Source organism: Kribbella sp. VKM Ac-2571 (genome assembly GCF_004362255.1).
GTDB classification, from domain to species: domain Bacteria; phylum Actinomycetota; class Actinomycetes; order Propionibacteriales; family Kribbellaceae; genus Kribbella; species Kribbella pratensis.
On the sequence record NZ_SNWS01000004.1, the window covers coordinates 26152 to 42548 of the forward strand.

15 protein-coding genes are annotated in these 16397 nt (G+C 65.0%); 10 read left to right on the plus strand and 5 right to left on the minus strand.

The window, feature by feature from the left end; genetic code table 11:
* Positions 1–7: 7 nt before the first annotated feature.
* Positions 8–163 (minus strand): hypothetical protein, encoded by a 156-nt coding sequence (locus tag EV651_RS41310; protein WP_166658569.1) that lies wholly within the window; start codon positions 161–163, stop codon positions 8–10.
* 394 nt (positions 164–557) lie between these two features.
* Between EV651_RS41310 and EV651_RS10485 the strand changes: the two genes are divergently transcribed.
* Positions 558–1136, plus strand: coding sequence for a dioxygenase (locus EV651_RS10485; RefSeq protein WP_238156800.1), 579 nt, complete (start codon positions 558–560; stop codon positions 1134–1136).
* Positions 1137–1575: 439 nt separating this feature from the next.
* Here EV651_RS10485 and EV651_RS10490 read toward each other — a convergent pair whose 3' ends face one another.
* Both EV651_RS10490 and EV651_RS10495 read right to left on the minus strand, forming a co-directional pair.
* Positions 1576–2151, minus strand: a complete 576-nt coding sequence (locus tag EV651_RS10490) for a TetR/AcrR family transcriptional regulator (protein WP_133784629.1) — start codon at positions 2149–2151, stop codon at positions 1576–1578.
* Between the two features lie 696 nt (positions 2152–2847).
* Positions 2848–3039 carry a hypothetical protein gene (locus EV651_RS10495; RefSeq protein WP_133784631.1) on the minus strand — a complete coding sequence of 64 codons (192 nt, stop codon included), beginning with the start codon at positions 3037–3039 and terminating at the stop codon, positions 2848–2850.
* Here EV651_RS10495 and EV651_RS10500 point away from each other — a divergent pair.
* Positions 3038–5989, plus strand: coding sequence for a glycoside hydrolase family 3 protein (locus EV651_RS10500; protein WP_133784632.1), 2952 nt, complete (start codon positions 3038–3040; stop codon positions 5987–5989). The two genes, EV651_RS10495 and EV651_RS10500, sit on opposite strands and share 2 nt — an antisense overlap.
* 306 nt (positions 5990–6295) lie before the next feature.
* On the opposite strand, the gene EV651_RS41315 is transcribed toward EV651_RS10500, so the two are convergent.
* Positions 6296–6451 carry a hypothetical protein gene (locus tag EV651_RS41315; protein WP_166658570.1) on the minus strand — a complete coding sequence of 52 codons (156 nt, stop codon included), beginning with the start codon at positions 6449–6451 and terminating at the stop codon, positions 6296–6298.
* Positions 6452–6626: 175 nt separating this feature from the next.
* Here EV651_RS41315 and EV651_RS10510 point away from each other — a divergent pair, with 175 nt between their 5' ends.
* The 8 genes from EV651_RS10510 to EV651_RS10545 all read left to right on the plus strand — a co-directional run bounded on the left by EV651_RS10510 (position 6627) and on the right by EV651_RS10545 (position 14862).
* A complete protein-coding gene (locus tag EV651_RS10510; protein WP_133784634.1) occupies positions 6627–7613 on the plus strand; it encodes an ABC transporter permease in 987 nt (328 codons plus the stop codon).
* 10 nt (positions 7614–7623) lie between these two features.
* Positions 7624–8736 (plus strand): ABC transporter permease, encoded by a 1113-nt coding sequence (locus EV651_RS10515; protein ID WP_133784636.1) that lies wholly within the window; start codon positions 7624–7626, stop codon positions 8734–8736.
* Positions 8737–8802: 66 nt separating this feature from the next.
* The gene (locus EV651_RS10520) at positions 8803–9906 is read left to right on the plus strand and encodes an ABC transporter ATP-binding protein (protein WP_133784637.1); all 1104 of its coding nucleotides are present in this window, start codon (positions 8803–8805) and stop codon (positions 9904–9906) included.
* 2 nt (positions 9907–9908) lie between these two features.
* Positions 9909–11030, plus strand: a complete 1122-nt coding sequence (locus EV651_RS10525; RefSeq protein ID WP_133784640.1) for an ABC transporter ATP-binding protein — start codon at positions 9909–9911, stop codon at positions 11028–11030.
* A complete protein-coding gene (locus tag EV651_RS10530) occupies positions 11027–11554 on the plus strand; it encodes a hypothetical protein (RefSeq protein WP_133784642.1) in 528 nt (175 codons plus the stop codon). The genes EV651_RS10525 and EV651_RS10530 overlap by 4 nt, the downstream gene beginning before the upstream one ends.
* A gap of 72 nt (positions 11555–11626) precedes the next feature.
* The gene (locus EV651_RS10535) at positions 11627–13735 is read left to right on the plus strand and encodes an ABC transporter substrate-binding protein (RefSeq protein ID WP_133784644.1); all 2109 of its coding nucleotides are present in this window, start codon (positions 11627–11629) and stop codon (positions 13733–13735) included.
* A 95-nt stretch (positions 13736–13830) separates the two neighbouring features.
* The gene (locus tag EV651_RS10540) at positions 13831–14118 is read left to right on the plus strand and encodes a ThuA domain-containing protein (RefSeq protein WP_370352441.1); all 288 of its coding nucleotides are present in this window, start codon (positions 13831–13833) and stop codon (positions 14116–14118) included.
* A gap of 177 nt (positions 14119–14295) precedes the next feature.
* Positions 14296–14862 carry a Gfo/Idh/MocA family protein gene (locus tag EV651_RS10545; protein WP_238156801.1) on the plus strand — a complete coding sequence of 189 codons (567 nt, stop codon included), beginning with the start codon at positions 14296–14298 and terminating at the stop codon, positions 14860–14862.
* 100 nt (positions 14863–14962) lie between these two features.
* Here the strand turns inward: EV651_RS10545 and melA are convergent, their stop codons facing one another.
* A complete protein-coding gene (gene melA / locus EV651_RS10550; protein ID WP_130383182.1) occupies positions 14963–16318 on the minus strand; it encodes an alpha-galactosidase in 1356 nt (451 codons plus the stop codon).
* Positions 16319–16397: the final 79 nt, after the last annotated feature.

Below are 16397 nucleotides of genomic sequence, written 5' to 3' on the forward strand. Positions count from 1 at the left end.
TGGTCGGCTACCTGGTGCAGCGCGCCGTACGACGGCAGACGACGTACGAACGACGTTCGGATGACGAGCGACCCCAGCCGACGTCAGCCCCGTGGTGAATGCGGCGGCTCCCGACGGTCGGCGAGTACGTCGCTGAGTTCGTCGACGACCAGTAGAAGTACATGGAGACAAGCTGCGGCCGTCAGACGTGTGATGGATGTAGGTCGTGATCGACAGTGCGTTGACATGACATCGAGTAGATGTGTCACTGGGTGCTGAGTTGATCTCCAATTCGCATCCGAGTGTCGCTGGAGACTGACGACGGTGGGCGGGTGACGGGTGTGACCTGGAAAGAAGTATGTGGAAGTGACGCTTCCGGCAGATTCTTCGGACCGAAGTAACTTGCTGGAGGCAACTAGCTGAGGGTCCTTAATGCGTAAGGTCGGGCACCGACTCGAACCGGGGGACACGAACATGAACAAGACGCGGATGCCCGTTGCTTTCCTCGGCCATGGCAACCCGATGAACGCGCTGCAGACGAACCGTTACACCGAGGCCTGGCGCATCTCGGCAACTCGGTGCCGCGCCCCCGCGCGATCCTGGTTATTTCCGCGCACTGGTACACCAACGCGACCGCAGTCACAGCGATGCCGCGGCCTCGCACCATCCACGACTTCTACGGATTCCCGCAAGAGCTGTTCGATGTGCAGTACCCGGCGCCTGGGGCGCCAGAGGTCGCGGAACTCGTGGCCGATGTCTGTAGACCCAGGTGGGTCGGGCAGGACATCGACAGTTGGGGGATCGACCATGGCACCTGGTCAGTCCTCCTCCACGCGTTCCCGGATGCCTCGATCCCCGTCGTCCAGCTGTCCCTCAACGCGTTCAAGGACTTCGACCATCACCTCGAACTCGGCCGGAAACTGAGCCCGCTGCGCGACGAGGGGGTTCTCATCGTGGGAAGCGGGAACATCGTCCACAATCTGCGCGCCGTCGACTTCCGCAAACCGGACTCGGGGTACGACTGGGCGCTGCGTTTCGACGAGGCTGCACGCGAACTGCTGGAGGGTTCCCCCTCGGAGGTGACTGCGCTCGACGCGCATCCTGACTTCGCCCGGGCTGTCCCAACTCCGGACCATTTCCGCCACGACCGGGTGTGATCTGAGCCATGAGTCCGGATCTGCGGGAATAGTTCTGGCATCATTTACGCTACACTATTTGTATCGAAAAGCTCGGGCGACTACGCAGGGAAGGGACAGTGGATGACGATGTCGAGCGGAGTTGAAACAGTTCTCTTGATGGTCCTCGGTGCGACGGTGGTGTTTCTCGCAGTCCGGGTCGCAGTGGGGGTGTACCGAGACAAACCGGAAGTCTGGCGGGGTCAAGCGTTCCTGGCCGGCCGGCCGGCCAGGGGTGGCCGCGCTCGACGACGCGTGTCCGCGAGCCCTGGTGCTGCGAGCGGTGATGTCATCGGAGTAGAGATGGTGGCCGCGGAGTCCGAGTCCGAAGGCGGACAGTCTGCCGCTGTGGGCTCGAAAGCGCGTGAGATATCAGTGATGTGCGATCGCTGATCGCACATCGCTGTGGCTCGGTGGGGCGTCAGTGTTGTATGACCGCGGGAGTCAGTAGCGCTACGGCGCGGTCCATCCATCCCTCGCGTGGCGAGCCGAACCTGAGGAGCTCGGCAAGGTATGCACCGACCAGTGTGCCGAGCACCGTGTCGGGATCGATATTTGCCAGTAGTCGACCGGCCTTGATATCGAGGTTCATCAGATCGGTCAGCGCGCTCAAGTAGGCGGCGAGTCGTAACCGTACGGCGGTGGTGAACTGGGGATCGCTGTTGGCGATGATGGCGGCGGTGGCGCCCGGCCCGAGCTGGTTCTCCAGGATGTCGCTGATCCGGTCCAGGACCCATCGCAGCTTTTCGCCGACCGGAAGATCGGGTGCTGGGGGTGCGGGGTCGATGAGGTGCTCCAGGATCGCATCCATCAACTCGTCCCGGCTGCGGTAGCGGCGGTAGATCGTCGTACGGGCTACACCGGATCGGGCCGCGACAGAATCGATGTTCATCGCGGCTGGTCCCTTCAGGCGGAGCACGTCCCGCGCCGCCTCGAGGATGCGCTGGTCGGTCGACTCGAGCCGGGGTCGGCCGCGGCTGCTTGCGGTGTGGGGCATGAGGTCCAGTCTGTCGGGGATATACCTGCAACCAATTACGCTACAACAAATGTAGCGGAATGACTAGGAGGAAGCGTGGGTCGATGCCTGGTCCGGCGCGAAGTGCGCCCGGGATGATCTCGCTGGCCTTGCCATGCTTGATGCAGGACCTGCGTCATTCCGGACGGTAGCTTGGGGCCACCCTCCCGACGTGTGGGTCGGCCCACCCTCCCACCATCCACGCGGGACGGGTGCCTCGATCCCTTGGTGACCGGGGCACGAGTCGTCGCATTCACGCGGTCGGTCGGCCGTGGAGCACAGCACCACCGTTGTCAGTACGGAGATCCCGCGGCGGACGCGATCCGCGTGGGTCTCATCGAGCGTTGGCCGAAGGTCGAGGTCGCAGGCTCAGAAGACGCCTGGGTGACAGCCGGCGCCGAGAGCCGCTGCGATGGCACTGCGGCCTGCGACGGTGTATAGCGCAGGTGCTGGCTGGACCGCGACTCAGCAGGGCCGAGGGGACGACGCCGAGCCAGGACACCTCAGGCCGGTCGCTGTACCAGCAGCAGGAGACACCGTCCGCGTGCATCGCCTGGTGCGCGCCGTGATGTCTACGTCCGTGATGGGTGCCAACTGGTGGCCCGCGGTGACCTGGCGAGCCGGTTCGCCGGAGAAGACCTCGTGGTTGCCGTGTGTGCAGAGGCGATGCAGTCCTGTTCAGTGCTCGTTGACGTCGTGCACGATGCCATGGGCATTGCGCACATCGCGAAGGTCGACGGCGGAGCGCCGGTTCTTTCGTTCCACGAACAGACGGACGGGCAGCGAGACTGCGGGGTCCCGCTCTTGACGGCCCGGCTTCTTCGCTCGATAGTCGAAGCGCTTCGATAACTGCCGAAGGGGAGTCACCATGACCTATCGCCATCGAGTCTGGGGCGCCCTCGTGGCGCTGCTACTCGTCCCCGCGTTCCTGGTAGGGCAGCCCGCGCGGGCCGAGCCCCTTCCGGAGTTCCGGAACCCCGACCTGCCGCTGAAAGTCCGGTTGGACGACCTGACCGGCCGCCTGACGCTGGACGAGAAGATCTCGCTGCTGCACCAGTACCAGCCCGCGATACCGAGACTGGGCATCGCTTCCTTCAAGACCGGTACCGAGGCGCTGCACGGGGTTGCCTGGCTGGGTAAGGCGACCGTCTTCCCCCAGGCCGTCGGGCTCGGCAGCACGTGGGACCCGAACCTGATCAAGCGGGTCGGTTCAGCGGTCGGAGATGAGGCGAGAGCGTTCAACAAGCTCGACCCGGCGAAGAACGGGCTGAACCTGTGGGCGCCGGTGGTGAACCAGTTGCGTGACCCGAGGTGGGGTCGTAACGAGGAGGGGTACGCCGAGGACCCTTTGCTGACGAGTGAGATCGCGACGGCGTACGGCCGCGGCCTGGAAGGCGATGACCCGCGCTATCTCAAGACGGCTCCGACGCTGAAGCACTTCGCCTCTTACAACGTCGAGACGGACCGTGCCCGCGTGTCGGCGAGTGTCCGGCCTCGAGTGCTGCACGAGTACGAGTACAAGGCGTTCCAGCCGGCCCTTACCGCGGGGGCTGCCACTGGCGTGATGGCGTCGTACAACCTTCTGAACGGCAGGCCGACCCACGTGTCGCCCGAGCTCGGAGAGACGGTGCGTTCCTGGTCGGCCGACGATCTGATGATCGTCGGCGACGCCTCGGGCGCGGGCAACGTCAGTGGTCTGCAGCAGTACTACCCGACCGCGGCAGAGGGCGCTGCCGCGGCGATCAAGGCAGGCCTCGACAGCTTCACCGAGAACGACATCAACGGCGGTCCGACCGTCGCCGCGGTGAAGGAAGCGCTGGCCAAGGGCCTGCTCACCGAGGCGGACATCGACAAGCCGGTCGAGCACTTGCTGTCGATCCGCTTCCGGCTGGGCGAGTTCGACCCGGCCGGGCGGAACCCGTACGAGAAGATCGGGCCGGACAGCATCGACAGCCCGGCCCACCGCGAACTTGCGCGCGAAGCCGCCCGCAAGCAACTCGTACTGCTCGAGAACAAGCACCAGACCTTGCCGCTCGATGCGGCAAAGACCAAGGACGTCGCGGTGATCGGTCCGTTGGCCGACACCGTCTACGAGGACTGGTACTCGGGCACTATGCCGTACCGGATCACCCCGCGCGCCGGTATCGCCGAACGACTCGGCGCCGGCAGCACAGTCACCGCGACCGAGGGTGTGGATCGGATCGCACTCCGCTCCATTGCCACCGGCAAGTATGTGACCGCGCCGGCCGGTGCCGGCGGTGGCGCCCTGACCGCCGATGCGGCGACGGCGGGAGCGGCTCAGTCGCTGGATGTGTTCGACTGGGGTGGCGGCACCCTCGCCCTGCGCTCGGCTGCCAACGGCAAGTACGTCTCGCGGAGCGGGAACGGGTTGGTGAACGACCAGGACAAGCCCAACGGCTGGTTCGTGCAGCAGCAGTTCGGCCTGGAGAAACTTGCCAATGGCAACTACGTACTGCGGTACCGCGGCAACGAGGTCAAGGAGCCGTGGAACGGACCCAACCAGTACATCGTGCTGCAGGCCGACGGGAAGCTGGCAATCGGCGCGGCGACCCAGGACACAGCGGCGCAGTTCGCGCGAGAGATCCTCGTCAGCGGCACGGCCGCGGCGGTGGAGGCCGCGAAGAAGGCGGACACGGCGGTAGTGGTGGTCGGCAGTACTCCGTTCATCAACGGGCGCGAGGACGACGATCGTCAGGACACCGCCCTCGCCGCCGGCCAGCAAGCGATCGTGAAGGCCGTCACCGCTGCCAATCCCAGGACCGTTGTGGTACTGGAGAGCAGCTATCCGTTGACGGGAGACTGGTCACAGGCGCAGGGGGTCCTCTGGACATCGCACGCGGGCCAGGAGACAGGCCACGCCCTCGCGGACGTGTTGTTCGGCGACTACTCGCCGTCGGGCCGGCTCCCGCAGACGTGGTACCGCACGGACAAGGAGCTGCCGGATCCGCTCGACTTCGACGTGATCAAGGCCGGCTGGACCTATCAGTACCACCGGGCGACTCCGCTCTACCCGTTCGGCCATGGTCTGACCTACGGCACCTTCCGGTACTCCGGACTGCGGGTGGACTCACCCGTCGTCGCGGCGAACGGACGGCTCAAGGTCAGCGTCGACGTGACCAACACCAGCCGGACCGCGAGCGAGGAGGTCGTCCAGCTCTACACCGCTCAGCGCACCTCGCGGGTAGCCCAGCCGGTCAAGACGCTTCGTGGGTTCGAGCGGCTGGCCTTCGCGCCCGGCCAACGTCGTACCGTCTCCTTCGACGTGAAGGCGAGTGACCTGGCGTTCTGGGACGTGACCCGGAACAAGTGGGTGGTCGAGTCGGCTGTCCAGGACGTGCAGGTGGGCAGCTCTTCGGCCGACATCAGGGCCCGTACGACGGTGGCGGTTCGTGGTGAGGTGATCCCGCCCCGGGATCTGAGCAGGCGTACGGCGGCCGCGGATTTCGACGACTACTCGGGTATCGAGCTCATCGACGCCGCCAAGGTGCGCGGCGATGCAGTCGGCAAGACGTCAGCAGGCGACTGGATCTCCTTTCAGGATGTCCAACTGGGCAGTGGCGCCACCCGACTGGAAGCCGCCGTTTCGCGAGCTTCGGAAGGAACAGGCAAGGTGGAGATCCGCCTTGGCAGCCCGGCCGGGCCTCTCGCGGGCACGCTCACCGTCCCTGTCACCGGTGACCGCTACACCTGGGTCGCGACGACGGCCCAGCTCAACCCGCGGTTGACCCGCGGCGTCCGCGACGTCTATCTGGTGTTCACCGGCGCCGGCACGAACATCCGCGACCTGGCCATCAGGTAGGTCACTCCCGGGTCGGGCAAGACCGGTGCCCGACCCGGGACCGAGCGCCAGGCGGCTCAAGCCGGCCGGCGTGGAGAGATCTCCTGTCGGTTGGGTTCGAGGGATCAGCGGAATCTGGGGTGGGGGCCGTCCGGGCCTCGGGGGAAGAGCAAAGTCCACGAGACGTTGCGTCAGATCAACAAGGTGTGGGGGAAGCACTTCGTCACGAGGTACGCGTCCGCGCACCGGCATGAGGCATGAAGCCGAGTTCGTCGATCGAAGCTTGGACGCGCCGCTGCGTGGCGGGGGAGATCGACCGCTTGCCTGTCAGTACATAAGAGACTCGGCGCGACGCCAGCCGCCCGCGTCGGGCAGACTCCAGCCGAGCACCGTTCCGCCGAACAGGTAGCGCAGCGGCGCGTCGGTCACCACGTTGAGCTCGATGTCGTCTCGGGCGAGTGCAGCACGACCGCGGCCGGACAAGACATCGAGGGCCTTAGTTTTCAGGAACTTCGGCGTAATCGTCTGGAGGCCGAACTCTTGAACCGCGCAGGTCGGGAGTCCTAACCTCTCGGCACGGTTAACGCGTCGAAGCGCTTCGATAACACGCGATTCGCTCGAAATCTGACGGACTCAAGCTGCTGCCGGGAGACCCGCCATGATCGGTTTCATCATCCGCAGGTTGCTCTACGGGGTGATCACCCTGTTCATCATCTCGGTCGCCAGCTTCCTCATGGTGCAGGCGCCGCCGGGGAATGCGTTGACAGCTGAGATCCAGCAGCTGCAGTCGCGCGGAGGCACTGTTCCTCAGGAGCAGATCACGGCCCTCGAGGCTCGCTACGGCCTCAACGATTCCTTCATCACGCAGTACTGGAAGTGGGCCGGCGGCTTTGCCCGGGGCGATCTCGGCTACTCGTTCAGCCAGAAGGAGGAGGTCGCCGACCTGATTTCGGGACGTCTAGGCTACTCGATCATGCTGAGCTTCGGAGCCCTCATGATCGCCTGGCTGATCGCGATACCCGTGGGGGTCTACTCAGCGACCCATCGCTACAGCCTGCCGGACAATCTCGTCACCTCGGTGCAGTTCATCGGCGTCGCGATCCCCGAGTTCTTGCTCGCCTTGATCATCCTGGTGATCGCGTCACGATGGCTGAACCTCGACGTCGGCGGCCTGTTCTCGCGCGACTATGTGAATGCCCCGTGGAGTTTCGGCAAGTTCACCGATCTGCTCAGCCATGCCTGGGTGCCGATGGTGATCGTCGCCGCCGGCGGCACCGCGGGACTGACCAGGGTGATGCGGGCCAACCTGCTCGACGTACTCAACCAGCAGTACATCCAGACGGCTCGCGCCAAAGGTGTGATCGAACGCCGGGTGATCTGGAAGCATGCCGTGCGCAACGCTTTCCATCCGTTGGTGATGGCCCTCGGGGGCGTGCTGCCGGCACTGATCGGGGGCGAGGCGATCGTCAGCGTGGTACTGAACCTGCCGACGATCGGGCCGCTGTTCCTCACATCACTGACCGAGCAGGATCTCTATCTCTCGGCTTCGTTGCTGGTGGTGCTGTCCGGGTTGCTGATTGTCGGCAACCTGCTGGCGGACCTCGCACTGGGCTGGCTCGACCCACGCGTTCGCGCGGTGGACTGAAAGGCGTGTGATGGCAAGCCTCGGAGTAATCTCGACCGATCCGGACGTGAGCGCGCCGGCCGAGAAGGGCGCTGATGTCGCCGAAATTTCTCAAGCCCGCTTGATGATTCGCCGCTTCCGGCAGAGCAAGCTCGCGGTCGGCGGTGGCATCGTCCTGCTGTTCCTGTACCTGGTCGCATTGTTCGCTCCCTTCGTGGCGCCGAACGATCCGGCGGCGGTCGACACCAGCGCCAAGTTCGCGGTGCCGACGCGGATCGTGTGGAGCGGCGGACCGGCGATGTGTGCGCTGCGGCAGGAGATCAAGGACTTCGAGTACGTCTACACCTCCGACTGCGAGCACCCGGATCGGCTGCACCTGTTCGGCAAGGGCTGGAACTACAAGCTGTTCGGCCTGATCGAGACCGACCGCCACCTGTTCACACCGGGCAGCGGCAAGGTGCTGATCTGGGGCGGCGATTCCTCCGGGCGCGACGTCTTCGCGCGTACGGTGAAAGGCGCACAGGTCTCACTGAGCATCGGTCTGTTCGGGACGGCCATCGCGACCGTCCTGGCGGTGATCATCGGCACGATCTCGGGCTACTTCGCCGGGATCACCGACACGGTGATCCAGCGCGTCATCGAGATCGTCTCATCGGTTCCGACACTGCCGCTCTGGGCGACACTGGCGGCGATCCTGCCCCGCGACATGTCGGTACCCGAGCGCTACTTCTTCATGTCGGTCATCCTGTCGCTGGTCGGATGGGCCGGCTTGGCCCGGGCACTACGCGCGAAGGTGATGTCGTACGCCGGAGCCGACTACGTGAAGGCGGCGCGGGCGGCCGGCAGTGGCCACGCGCGCATCATTCGCACCCACATGATCCCGAACTCGCTGAGCCACATCGTCGCGGTCACGATGCTGGCGATCCCGATGGGAATCGTCGCCGAGACGTCGCTCTCGTTCCTCGGGATCGGCATGCAGGACCCGGCGATCAGTTGGGGAGTGCTGCTGCAGGACGCGCAGGACGTCAACGTCGTGACGTCGTACCCGTGGCTCTTGATTCCGGCGTTCGCGGTCATCGTCGCCGTCACCTGTTTCCAGCTGCTCGGTGACGGCATCCGGGACGCCGTGGATCCCTACGGATAAGCCGCAGCGGCAACCGACCGCTCTCGTACGACGCAGACCAGGAGCCTGAGGCAAGGAGTACACAGGATGACGCCGACCTCGACACCCACCGCGACCGTCCGCGGCGCGCGGACACCGGCCGACGCTGTCGTCAGCGTGCAGAACCTGCACGTCGAGTTCAAGACACCGCTGGGCAAGGTGAACGCACTCAACGGCGTGAACTTCGACGTGCCGCAGGGCAAGGTCCTCGGCATCGTCGGGGAGAGCGGTTGCGGCAAGAGCGTGACGGCTCGCGCGATCCTCCAGATCGTCGAGAAGGCCGGCACGATCAGCAAGGGCCGAATCCTGTTCCGGTCGCGGCCGGAGGCTGTCGACCTGACCTCGCTGGATCCGCAGGGCCGGGAGATGCGGTCCATTCGGGGCAAGGAGATCTCGATGATCTTCCAGGAGCCGATGACCTCGCTCAACCCGGTCTACACCATCGGAGACCAGATCGAGGAAGCAGTCCGGCTGCACCAGACGCGAGACAAGGACGAAGCGCGGCGGCGGGCCGTCGAGGTGCTGCGCCGCGTCGGAATGCCCAACCCGGAACAGGTGGCGCGAACCTACCCGCACCAGCTGTCCGGCGGTATGCGTCAGCGCGCGATGATCGCGATGGCCTTGTCGTGTACGCCGACACTGCTGATCGCCGATGAACCGACGACGGCGCTGGACGTGACGACCGAAGCGCAGATCCTGCAACTGATGCGTGACCTGCAGGCCGAGTCCGGCATGTCGATCATGTTCATCACTCACTCGATGGGCGTCGTGGCCCAGCTGTGCGACGACGTGGTCGTCATGTATCTCGGCCGGGTCGTCGAGCGGGCGCCCGTCGACGACCTGTTCTACAACCCGAAGCACCCGTACACGATCTCCTTGCTCCGTTCGATACCACGGATAGGTGTCGGGCGCGGACAGCCGTTGGAGTCGATGAAGGGCAGCGTCCCGGATCCGTATTCGACCGTGCCGGGCTGCCCGTTCCACCCGCGGTGTCCGAGCGCGATGAAGGGCCTGTGCGACACGGTGGTGCCGATCGAGGCGCCGGTCGAAGGCGGGATCGACGGACACGGTGTTCGCTGCCATCTCTATCCAGGGTGCACCCCTCTCGACGTCGCAGTCGACACGGTGTCCGAGCGTGAAGAGGAGGAATGACGATGTCTGATCCGCTGCTCGAGGTCACCGGCTTGAAGAAGCACTTCCCGGTCAAGAACGGCCTGCTTCGCCGGGTCGTCGGTCAGGTCAAGGCCGTCGATGGCGTCGACTTCACCATCAATCGCGGTGAGACGTTCGGACTGGTAGGTGAGAGTGGCTGCGGCAAGAGTACGACGGGCCGGACCGTCCTGCGCCTGGAGGAGCCGACCGGTGGCGAGGTTGTCTATCATCACGAAGAGCTGGGCCCGGTCAACATCGGGACTGCGGACCGCCAGCAGCTGAAGCGGCTGCGTCCGGAGATGCAGATCATCTTCCAGGACCCGTTCTCCTCGCTCGACGCGCGGATGACGGTCGGCCGGATCATCGCCGAGCCGATGGTGATCAACCGGACTCATCATGGACGCGAACTGCGCGACCGGGTCGCCGAACTGCTGACCGTTGTCGGGTTGCGGCCCGAGCATGCCAGCCGTTACCCCCACGCGTTCTCAGGTGGTCAGCGGCAGCGGATCGGCATCGCGCGGGCGTTGGCGCTGAACCCCAAACTTATCGTCTGCGATGAACCGGTGTCGGCGCTGGACGTCTCCGTGCAGGCACAGGTGCTGAATCTGCTGGAGAGTCTCCAGGCGCAGTTCGATCTGACATACCTGTTCGTTTCGCATGACCTGTCGGTGGTCGAACACATCGCCGATCGAGTAGCGGTGATGTACCTGGGCAAGGTCGTCGAGGTCGGTACCACGGACCAGCTGTTCTACAGCCCGAAGATGCCGTACACCGAAGCGCTCCTGTCGGCGCTGCCAAAACCGGACCCGCGCAAGAGGACCAGGCCGACGCTGCTCACCGGCGACGTGCCCTCGCCGGCCGACCCGCCGCACGGATGTCACTTCCATCCGCGGTGCAAGTACGCGCAGGATCGATGCAGGACGGAGGTGCCGCAGCTGCGAGATCTTGGTGACGGTCAGTTGGCGGCCTGCCACCTCGCCGACTCGCTCGAGCTGAAAGGCGCCGAACCGCTGCCGGACGTTCCCGTGATTTCGGCGGAGGAGGCGGTGCGAGCGGCGGCGAGCAGGAATTCGAGGCCGTCTTCCGATGTGGCCCCACACGGTACTCAGGAGGCGATGTCGTGATCGAACAGAGGCGGGAGAGCCCGCCGCGGTTCCGGGGGGTGTCGATCTACCAGGATCCGCTCGGACGGTTCGCATTCCGCTACCCGTCGACCTGGAACACGTTCGAGTTGCCCGACGGCCAGGAGGGCGCGCTGTTCTCTCCGGAGGCCTCGGCGCCGCAGACCTACCTCGCGGCCTGGGCGAACCGATTGCCCGAGTCCGTCGTAGCCGAGGATCTCGACCTACTGAGTTCTGGCATGGCCGAAGGGCTTGCTCGACTGAACTCTTGCGAGGTGCTCGAGTCGCATGACGATGCCGTGGGCAACTTGGTGCGTTTGGAGCGGCTGTACACCTTCTCGGACGACGACGTGGTGCGTCAGCGACGCGTGTGGGTGGTGTACGTCGATACCTGGCAGATCGTGCTCGTCTATCAGGGGGAGTCACGCCAGGAATACGAGTACTGGAGCCCGATGGGCAACTACTCCTTCGCGACGTTCAACCTGGCGCAGGATCTGTGGTTCGCGACCGAGAGGGCCTGTTCGTAGCGCGCTCCTCGCGCATTCTCGTCATTGCAGTCGAATTGAATCGACGATTCGTGAAGCCAGTTTGGAGACCTGATGGACAAGATTGAGAGCGCTGTTGGTACGGCAGGAACCTCCCGCCGCACGTTGCTGCGCGGTGCCGCCGTCGCGGCGGGAGTACTCGCAGTACAAGCCTGCACGCCTGGTCCGAACACCTCGAGCGGTAGCGGCAACGGATCGAAGGTGGATCTGGCCCGCAAAGGCTCTGAAGCGAAGCCGTTGGCCGTCCCCGCACGGCTCGGGGAGTCCCCCGAGCTGGCCAGGCTGGTCCAGGCGGGCTCGCTGCCGCCTGTGGCGCAGCGTCTGCCCAAGCGGCCTTACGTGGTTCCGCACCGCTGGCTGCAGTCCGGCAAGTACGGCGGCAAGCTCAACCTGCCGAGCACCGACGACGTGACGTACGCGCCCAAGGAGTACTTCTACGGCCATTCGCCGCTACGTTGGATCAACGACGGCAGGGACATCGCGCCCGGTCTGGTGGAAAGCTGGGAGTCGAACCCGGGCTACACGGTCTGGACCTTGCATTTCCGCAAGGGGCTGAAGTGGTCCGACGGGCAGCCCTGGACGACTGCGGACGTCATGTTCTGGTGGGAGGACATGGTCCTCAACGAGGAATACGCCGAAGGCATACCTGACGAGGCGCGGTCGGGCACCGGGACTGTCGCGAAGGTCACCGCGCCCGACGAGTACACGATCGTGATGACGTTCGACGCGCCCAGCCCGATGCTGCCAGAGCTGCTGGCCAACTGGGTCAAGCGTGGACTCGGTGCCGGCTGGATGGAACCCAAGCACTACCTGAAGGCCTATCACCCCCGCTACAACCGCAATGTCGGGAAGGACTGGACGACCAAGTTCGACCAGATGCGCGACTTCACGACCAATCCGAAGTCGCCGACGATGAACGGGTGGCAACTCGCGGAGTACCACCAAGGCCGTTCATCGACTTGGAAGCGCAATCCCTACTACTGGGTCGTCGACCAGCAGGGCAATCAGTTGCCGTACCTCGATACCTTGTCCTTCGAGGTGGTCGCCCAGACGGAGACCCGTCGGCTGAAGATTCACAACGGCTCGTACGACTATGTGCACGGTCCTTTCGTCGGTATGACGCTGGCCGACGTGGCGCCGCTGAAACGCAACGTCGCCAAGACCAAGTACCAGTTGCATCTGTGGGACAGCGGCTCCGGCACAGGGTCGGTGTTCTTCTTCAACCAGGACTACTACGAGCCGAAGATGCGGGCTCTGATCCGTGAGCCGAAGTTTCGGCAGGCGTTGTCCTATGCGTTCAACCGTGCTGATGTACGGAAGGCTGTCTACTTCGACTCGGGCGAGCTGACCACCGGTGGGTACGGCCCGAAGACGCTGGAGCTGACCCGCGGGGAGGGTCCGTCGATGTACCAGAAGTGGCGGGACTCCTTCGTCCGCTACGACCCGGAGTTGGCCAAGAAGATGCTCGACGAGTTGGGCGTCGTGGACAAGGACGGCGACGGCAAGCGCGAGATGCCCGACGGCGGAAAACTGGTGATCGATCTCGACTACCCCGCCGACTCCGCCCCAGGTGGCGAGACGCTGCAGAAGAATCACTTGCTGAAGAAGCACTGGGATGCGATCGGCATCGCAAGCCGGCTGAACCCGGTGCCGGCCGCCAGCTATGAGGACCGGTGGGAGCAGGGCCAGGGGATCAGTAAGACGGAGTGGGAAGCGAGCACGGTCACCATGGCAGCCGACATGGTGTGGCTGATGCCGATGGAGCCGTCTCGCTGGGCGCCGCTGCAAGGGGCGTTCTACAGCCTGCGGGGCACCGCGGCAGAGAAGCAGCAACTCGACGTGGACCCGTACAAGCGCAAGCCGCCTCGGGCGGAGCCGGAGCCTGGTGGGCCGATCGCCCGGCTGTGGGAGCTCGCCGGGAAGGTACGGGTCGAGACGGACGTAGTGAAGCGGGACAGCCTTCTCTGGCAGATGGTGAAGATCCATCTCGAGCACGGTCCGTTCTTTATCGGCTCGGTCGCGAACTATCCGCAGGTGGTGCTCGTCAAGGAGGGCCTGCGGAACGTCCCTACGAAGGAACAGACCGGCAATGGCGGGCTGGTGAACGACTGGCACCACCCCGTACCGGCCGCCTACGACCCCGAAACCTGGTTCTGGGCATAGTCCGGACATCGATCTGACGGGAAGAACACTATGACGATTCGTGTACTTGTCTGGGGCGAGAACCGGCACGAGCAGGTGGAGCCGCGGGTATCCCGGTGCCGGACGAACTGGTGTTCGTGTCGTCGTTCTCCGGCGGCGAGGTGTTCCGCTCGGGCTGCACGTTCCGTCGCGGGCACGGGAAGATCTTCTACTTCTCGCCCGGTGACCAGGACTACCCGGTGTATCACCACAAGGATGTCCGTAAGGTGATCGCGAACGGCGTCGCGTGGGCGCGCACGGATCTTCACAAGCGCGAACTGCCGACGCTGTTGCGCTACGAGACCGGCGACTTCTTCAACGGACATGGGTACACCGGACCCATCGAGGAGCCTGCCGATGCCTGAACCCTTGCGACTGCTGCAGGTCGGCGCCGGCGGGATGGGCGGTGTCTGGCTGCGCACCATCGCCGCCAACCCGGACGTCGTCCTCGCGGGGCTCGTCGATCTCGACCTCGACCCACGATCGGGTCGCTGTCGTGCGAGTTCTTCAAGGCTCCGCATTTCGGCGGGTTCCGGGAGCGGATGGCCGAGCCGTTGCTGGTCGACATGGCGATCCACCAGTTCGACCTGTCCCGCAAGCTGATCGGGTCGGAGCCGGTGTCGGTGTACTGCGAGTCGTACAACCCGTCGTGGAGCTGGTTCGACGGCAACGCGGCCGCGTCCGCGATCTTTCGGTTCGCTGACAGCGCCCGCTTCACGTTCACCGGCAGCTGGTGCGCCCCGGGCCTGGAAACGTCCTGGAACAGCCGGTGGCGGGCCAGCGCATCCGGCGGTACGGCGGTCTGGGACGGGGACATCCCGCCCGTCGCCGAACTCGCCTCGGGTGAGGCGCTGCCGGCGGTGGTGGCTGACGACCCCGAACAGATCGTCGGCTCGTTGGTCGAGTTCGTCCGAGCCGTGCGTACGGGCGAACCGCCACAGTCAGAGGCGCGATCGAATCTCATGAGCGTCGTGATGGTCGAGTCGGCGGTGCGTTCAGCGGCCACCGGATCGCGTGTTCAGATCGCTGACATCCTCGAAGAGGCCCGGGCGGAGGCGATCTCCGCGGAGACCGACGATCGCATCCTCGCGGTCCTGAGGAAAGGGTGACTCAGAGGCAAGGCCGGCGCGTTCGGCGCTTGCCTCTGAGCTGCTCGGCAGGTCTGCTGAACCCCTGACTGTTTGCGACTGCGCTGGCTGACTCTGTCCGTTACAGCAATTCGCTGGGAAGGAGGGGTGCGTGAGCCTCGAACAGTTCGTCGACCATGGTGCGGATCTGCTGGAGGGTGAGCTGGGCGCCGGTGAGGGGGTCCAACATGACGGCTTGGTAGACGTGTTCGCGGTTGCCGGTCAGGGCGGCCTGAACGGCGAGTTCCTGCACGTTCACGTTGGTGCGGTTCACCGCCGCGCACTGGGGCGGAAGCGGTCCCACGGCGATCGGCTGGATGCCGTTGCCGTCCACCAGGCAGGGAACCTCTACGCAGGATCCCTCGGGAAGATTGGGGATGATTTCGCGGTTCTCGACATTGCCGTAGATCACGCCGGGCCGGTTCGTCTCCATGCTGTTGACGATGACGGCGCCGTACTCGACCGAAGGTGCGAGTTCGTCCTTGAGCTCGGCCAGGGCCGTGATGATCTTCTCGTCCTCGTCGTGGTCGCGGCAGATCTCGTAGTAGTCCCAGCGCACCGGCACGAAGTCACGCACCAGCTCAGGGTTCTTGCGGAAGTACGGCAGATACTCCGACGCGTGGTGGCTGGACTCGGTGTGGAAGTAGCCGAACGCGTCCATGATCGAGGTACGGACGCGTTCGATGCCGCCCTCGTACGTGGACACGCCCCGGTCGACGCCACTGTGGTCACCGTCGTCGTCGGCGAGCCCGGTGGTGTCCTGCCAGTTGAGGTGGCGTTGCATCCGCCGTCGCAGATCGGGGTAGAGGTCCTGGTTGCCGCGGCGGAATTCGAGGATCCAGGCCTGGTGGTTGATCCCGGCGGACAGATAGCGCACCTCGCCGTAGGGAATGTCGAGCTCCCGGGCGAGCATGCGGGTCGTGCCCTGGACGCTGTGGCACAGACCGACCGGCCGCAGTCCCAGGCTGGTCAGGTACCAGGTCGCCATCGCCATCGGGTTGGCGTAGTTGATCACCTGCGCTCCTGGACAGAGAGCGTGGATATCGGAGGCCAGTTCCCGGTATGCCGGAACAGACCGCAGGAAGCGGAACACCCCACCGGGCCCGACGGTGTCGCCGACCGTCTGGTCGATCCCGTACCTGCGGGGAATCTCGACGTCGTGCCGGTACGCATCGACGCCACCGACCTGGAACGTGATGATCACGTAGTCAGCGGCATCCAGGGCCTCCTTGCGGTCGGTGGTTTCGAGTACCGCGGCCGGTAGCCCGTGGTGCTCGATCAGCTCACGGGCCGCTGTCGCAGTTCGCTCGAGCCGCTCGGCATCGATGTCCATCAGGGCGAGCGTGCTGTTCTGCAGGGCAGGAAAGCTGAGCAGATCGCCGATCAGGCGGAAGGGAAAGACGTACCCGCCCGCGCCGATGATTGCAATTTTCGCCATCGTGGTCCCTTCGTCGGTGAACGCCTTCACATTAAGAGCTGAGTGGACTAGAGTTCTTCTGGACAATTACGCCGAAGTT

Coding starts and splice junctions, on each gene's coding strand:
- EV651_RS41310 (WP_166658569.1), bottom strand. CDS start 163: ATGTACTTCTACTGGTCGTCGACGAACTCAGCGACGTACTCGCCGACC.
- EV651_RS10490 (WP_133784629.1), bottom strand. CDS start 2,151: ATGCCCCACACCGCAAGCAGCCGCGGCCGACCCCGGCTCGAGTCGACC.
- EV651_RS10500 (WP_133784632.1), top strand. CDS start 3,038: ATGACCTATCGCCATCGAGTCTGGGGCGCCCTCGTGGCGCTGCTACTC.
- EV651_RS10495 (WP_133784631.1), bottom strand. CDS start 3,039: ATGGTGACTCCCCTTCGGCAGTTATCGAAGCGCTTCGACTATCGAGCG.
- EV651_RS10510 (WP_133784634.1), top strand. CDS start 6,627: ATGATCGGTTTCATCATCCGCAGGTTGCTCTACGGGGTGATCACCCTG.
- EV651_RS10515 (WP_133784636.1), top strand. CDS start 7,624: ATGGCAAGCCTCGGAGTAATCTCGACCGATCCGGACGTGAGCGCGCCG.
- EV651_RS10520 (WP_133784637.1), top strand. CDS start 8,803: ATGACGCCGACCTCGACACCCACCGCGACCGTCCGCGGCGCGCGGACA.
- EV651_RS10525 (WP_133784640.1), top strand. CDS start 9,909: ATGTCTGATCCGCTGCTCGAGGTCACCGGCTTGAAGAAGCACTTCCCG.
- EV651_RS10535 (WP_133784644.1), top strand. CDS start 11,627: ATGGACAAGATTGAGAGCGCTGTTGGTACGGCAGGAACCTCCCGCCGC.
- EV651_RS10545 (WP_238156801.1), top strand. CDS start 14,296: ATGGCCGAGCCGTTGCTGGTCGACATGGCGATCCACCAGTTCGACCTG.
- melA (WP_130383182.1), bottom strand. CDS start 16,318: ATGGCGAAAATTGCAATCATCGGCGCGGGCGGGTACGTCTTTCCCTTC.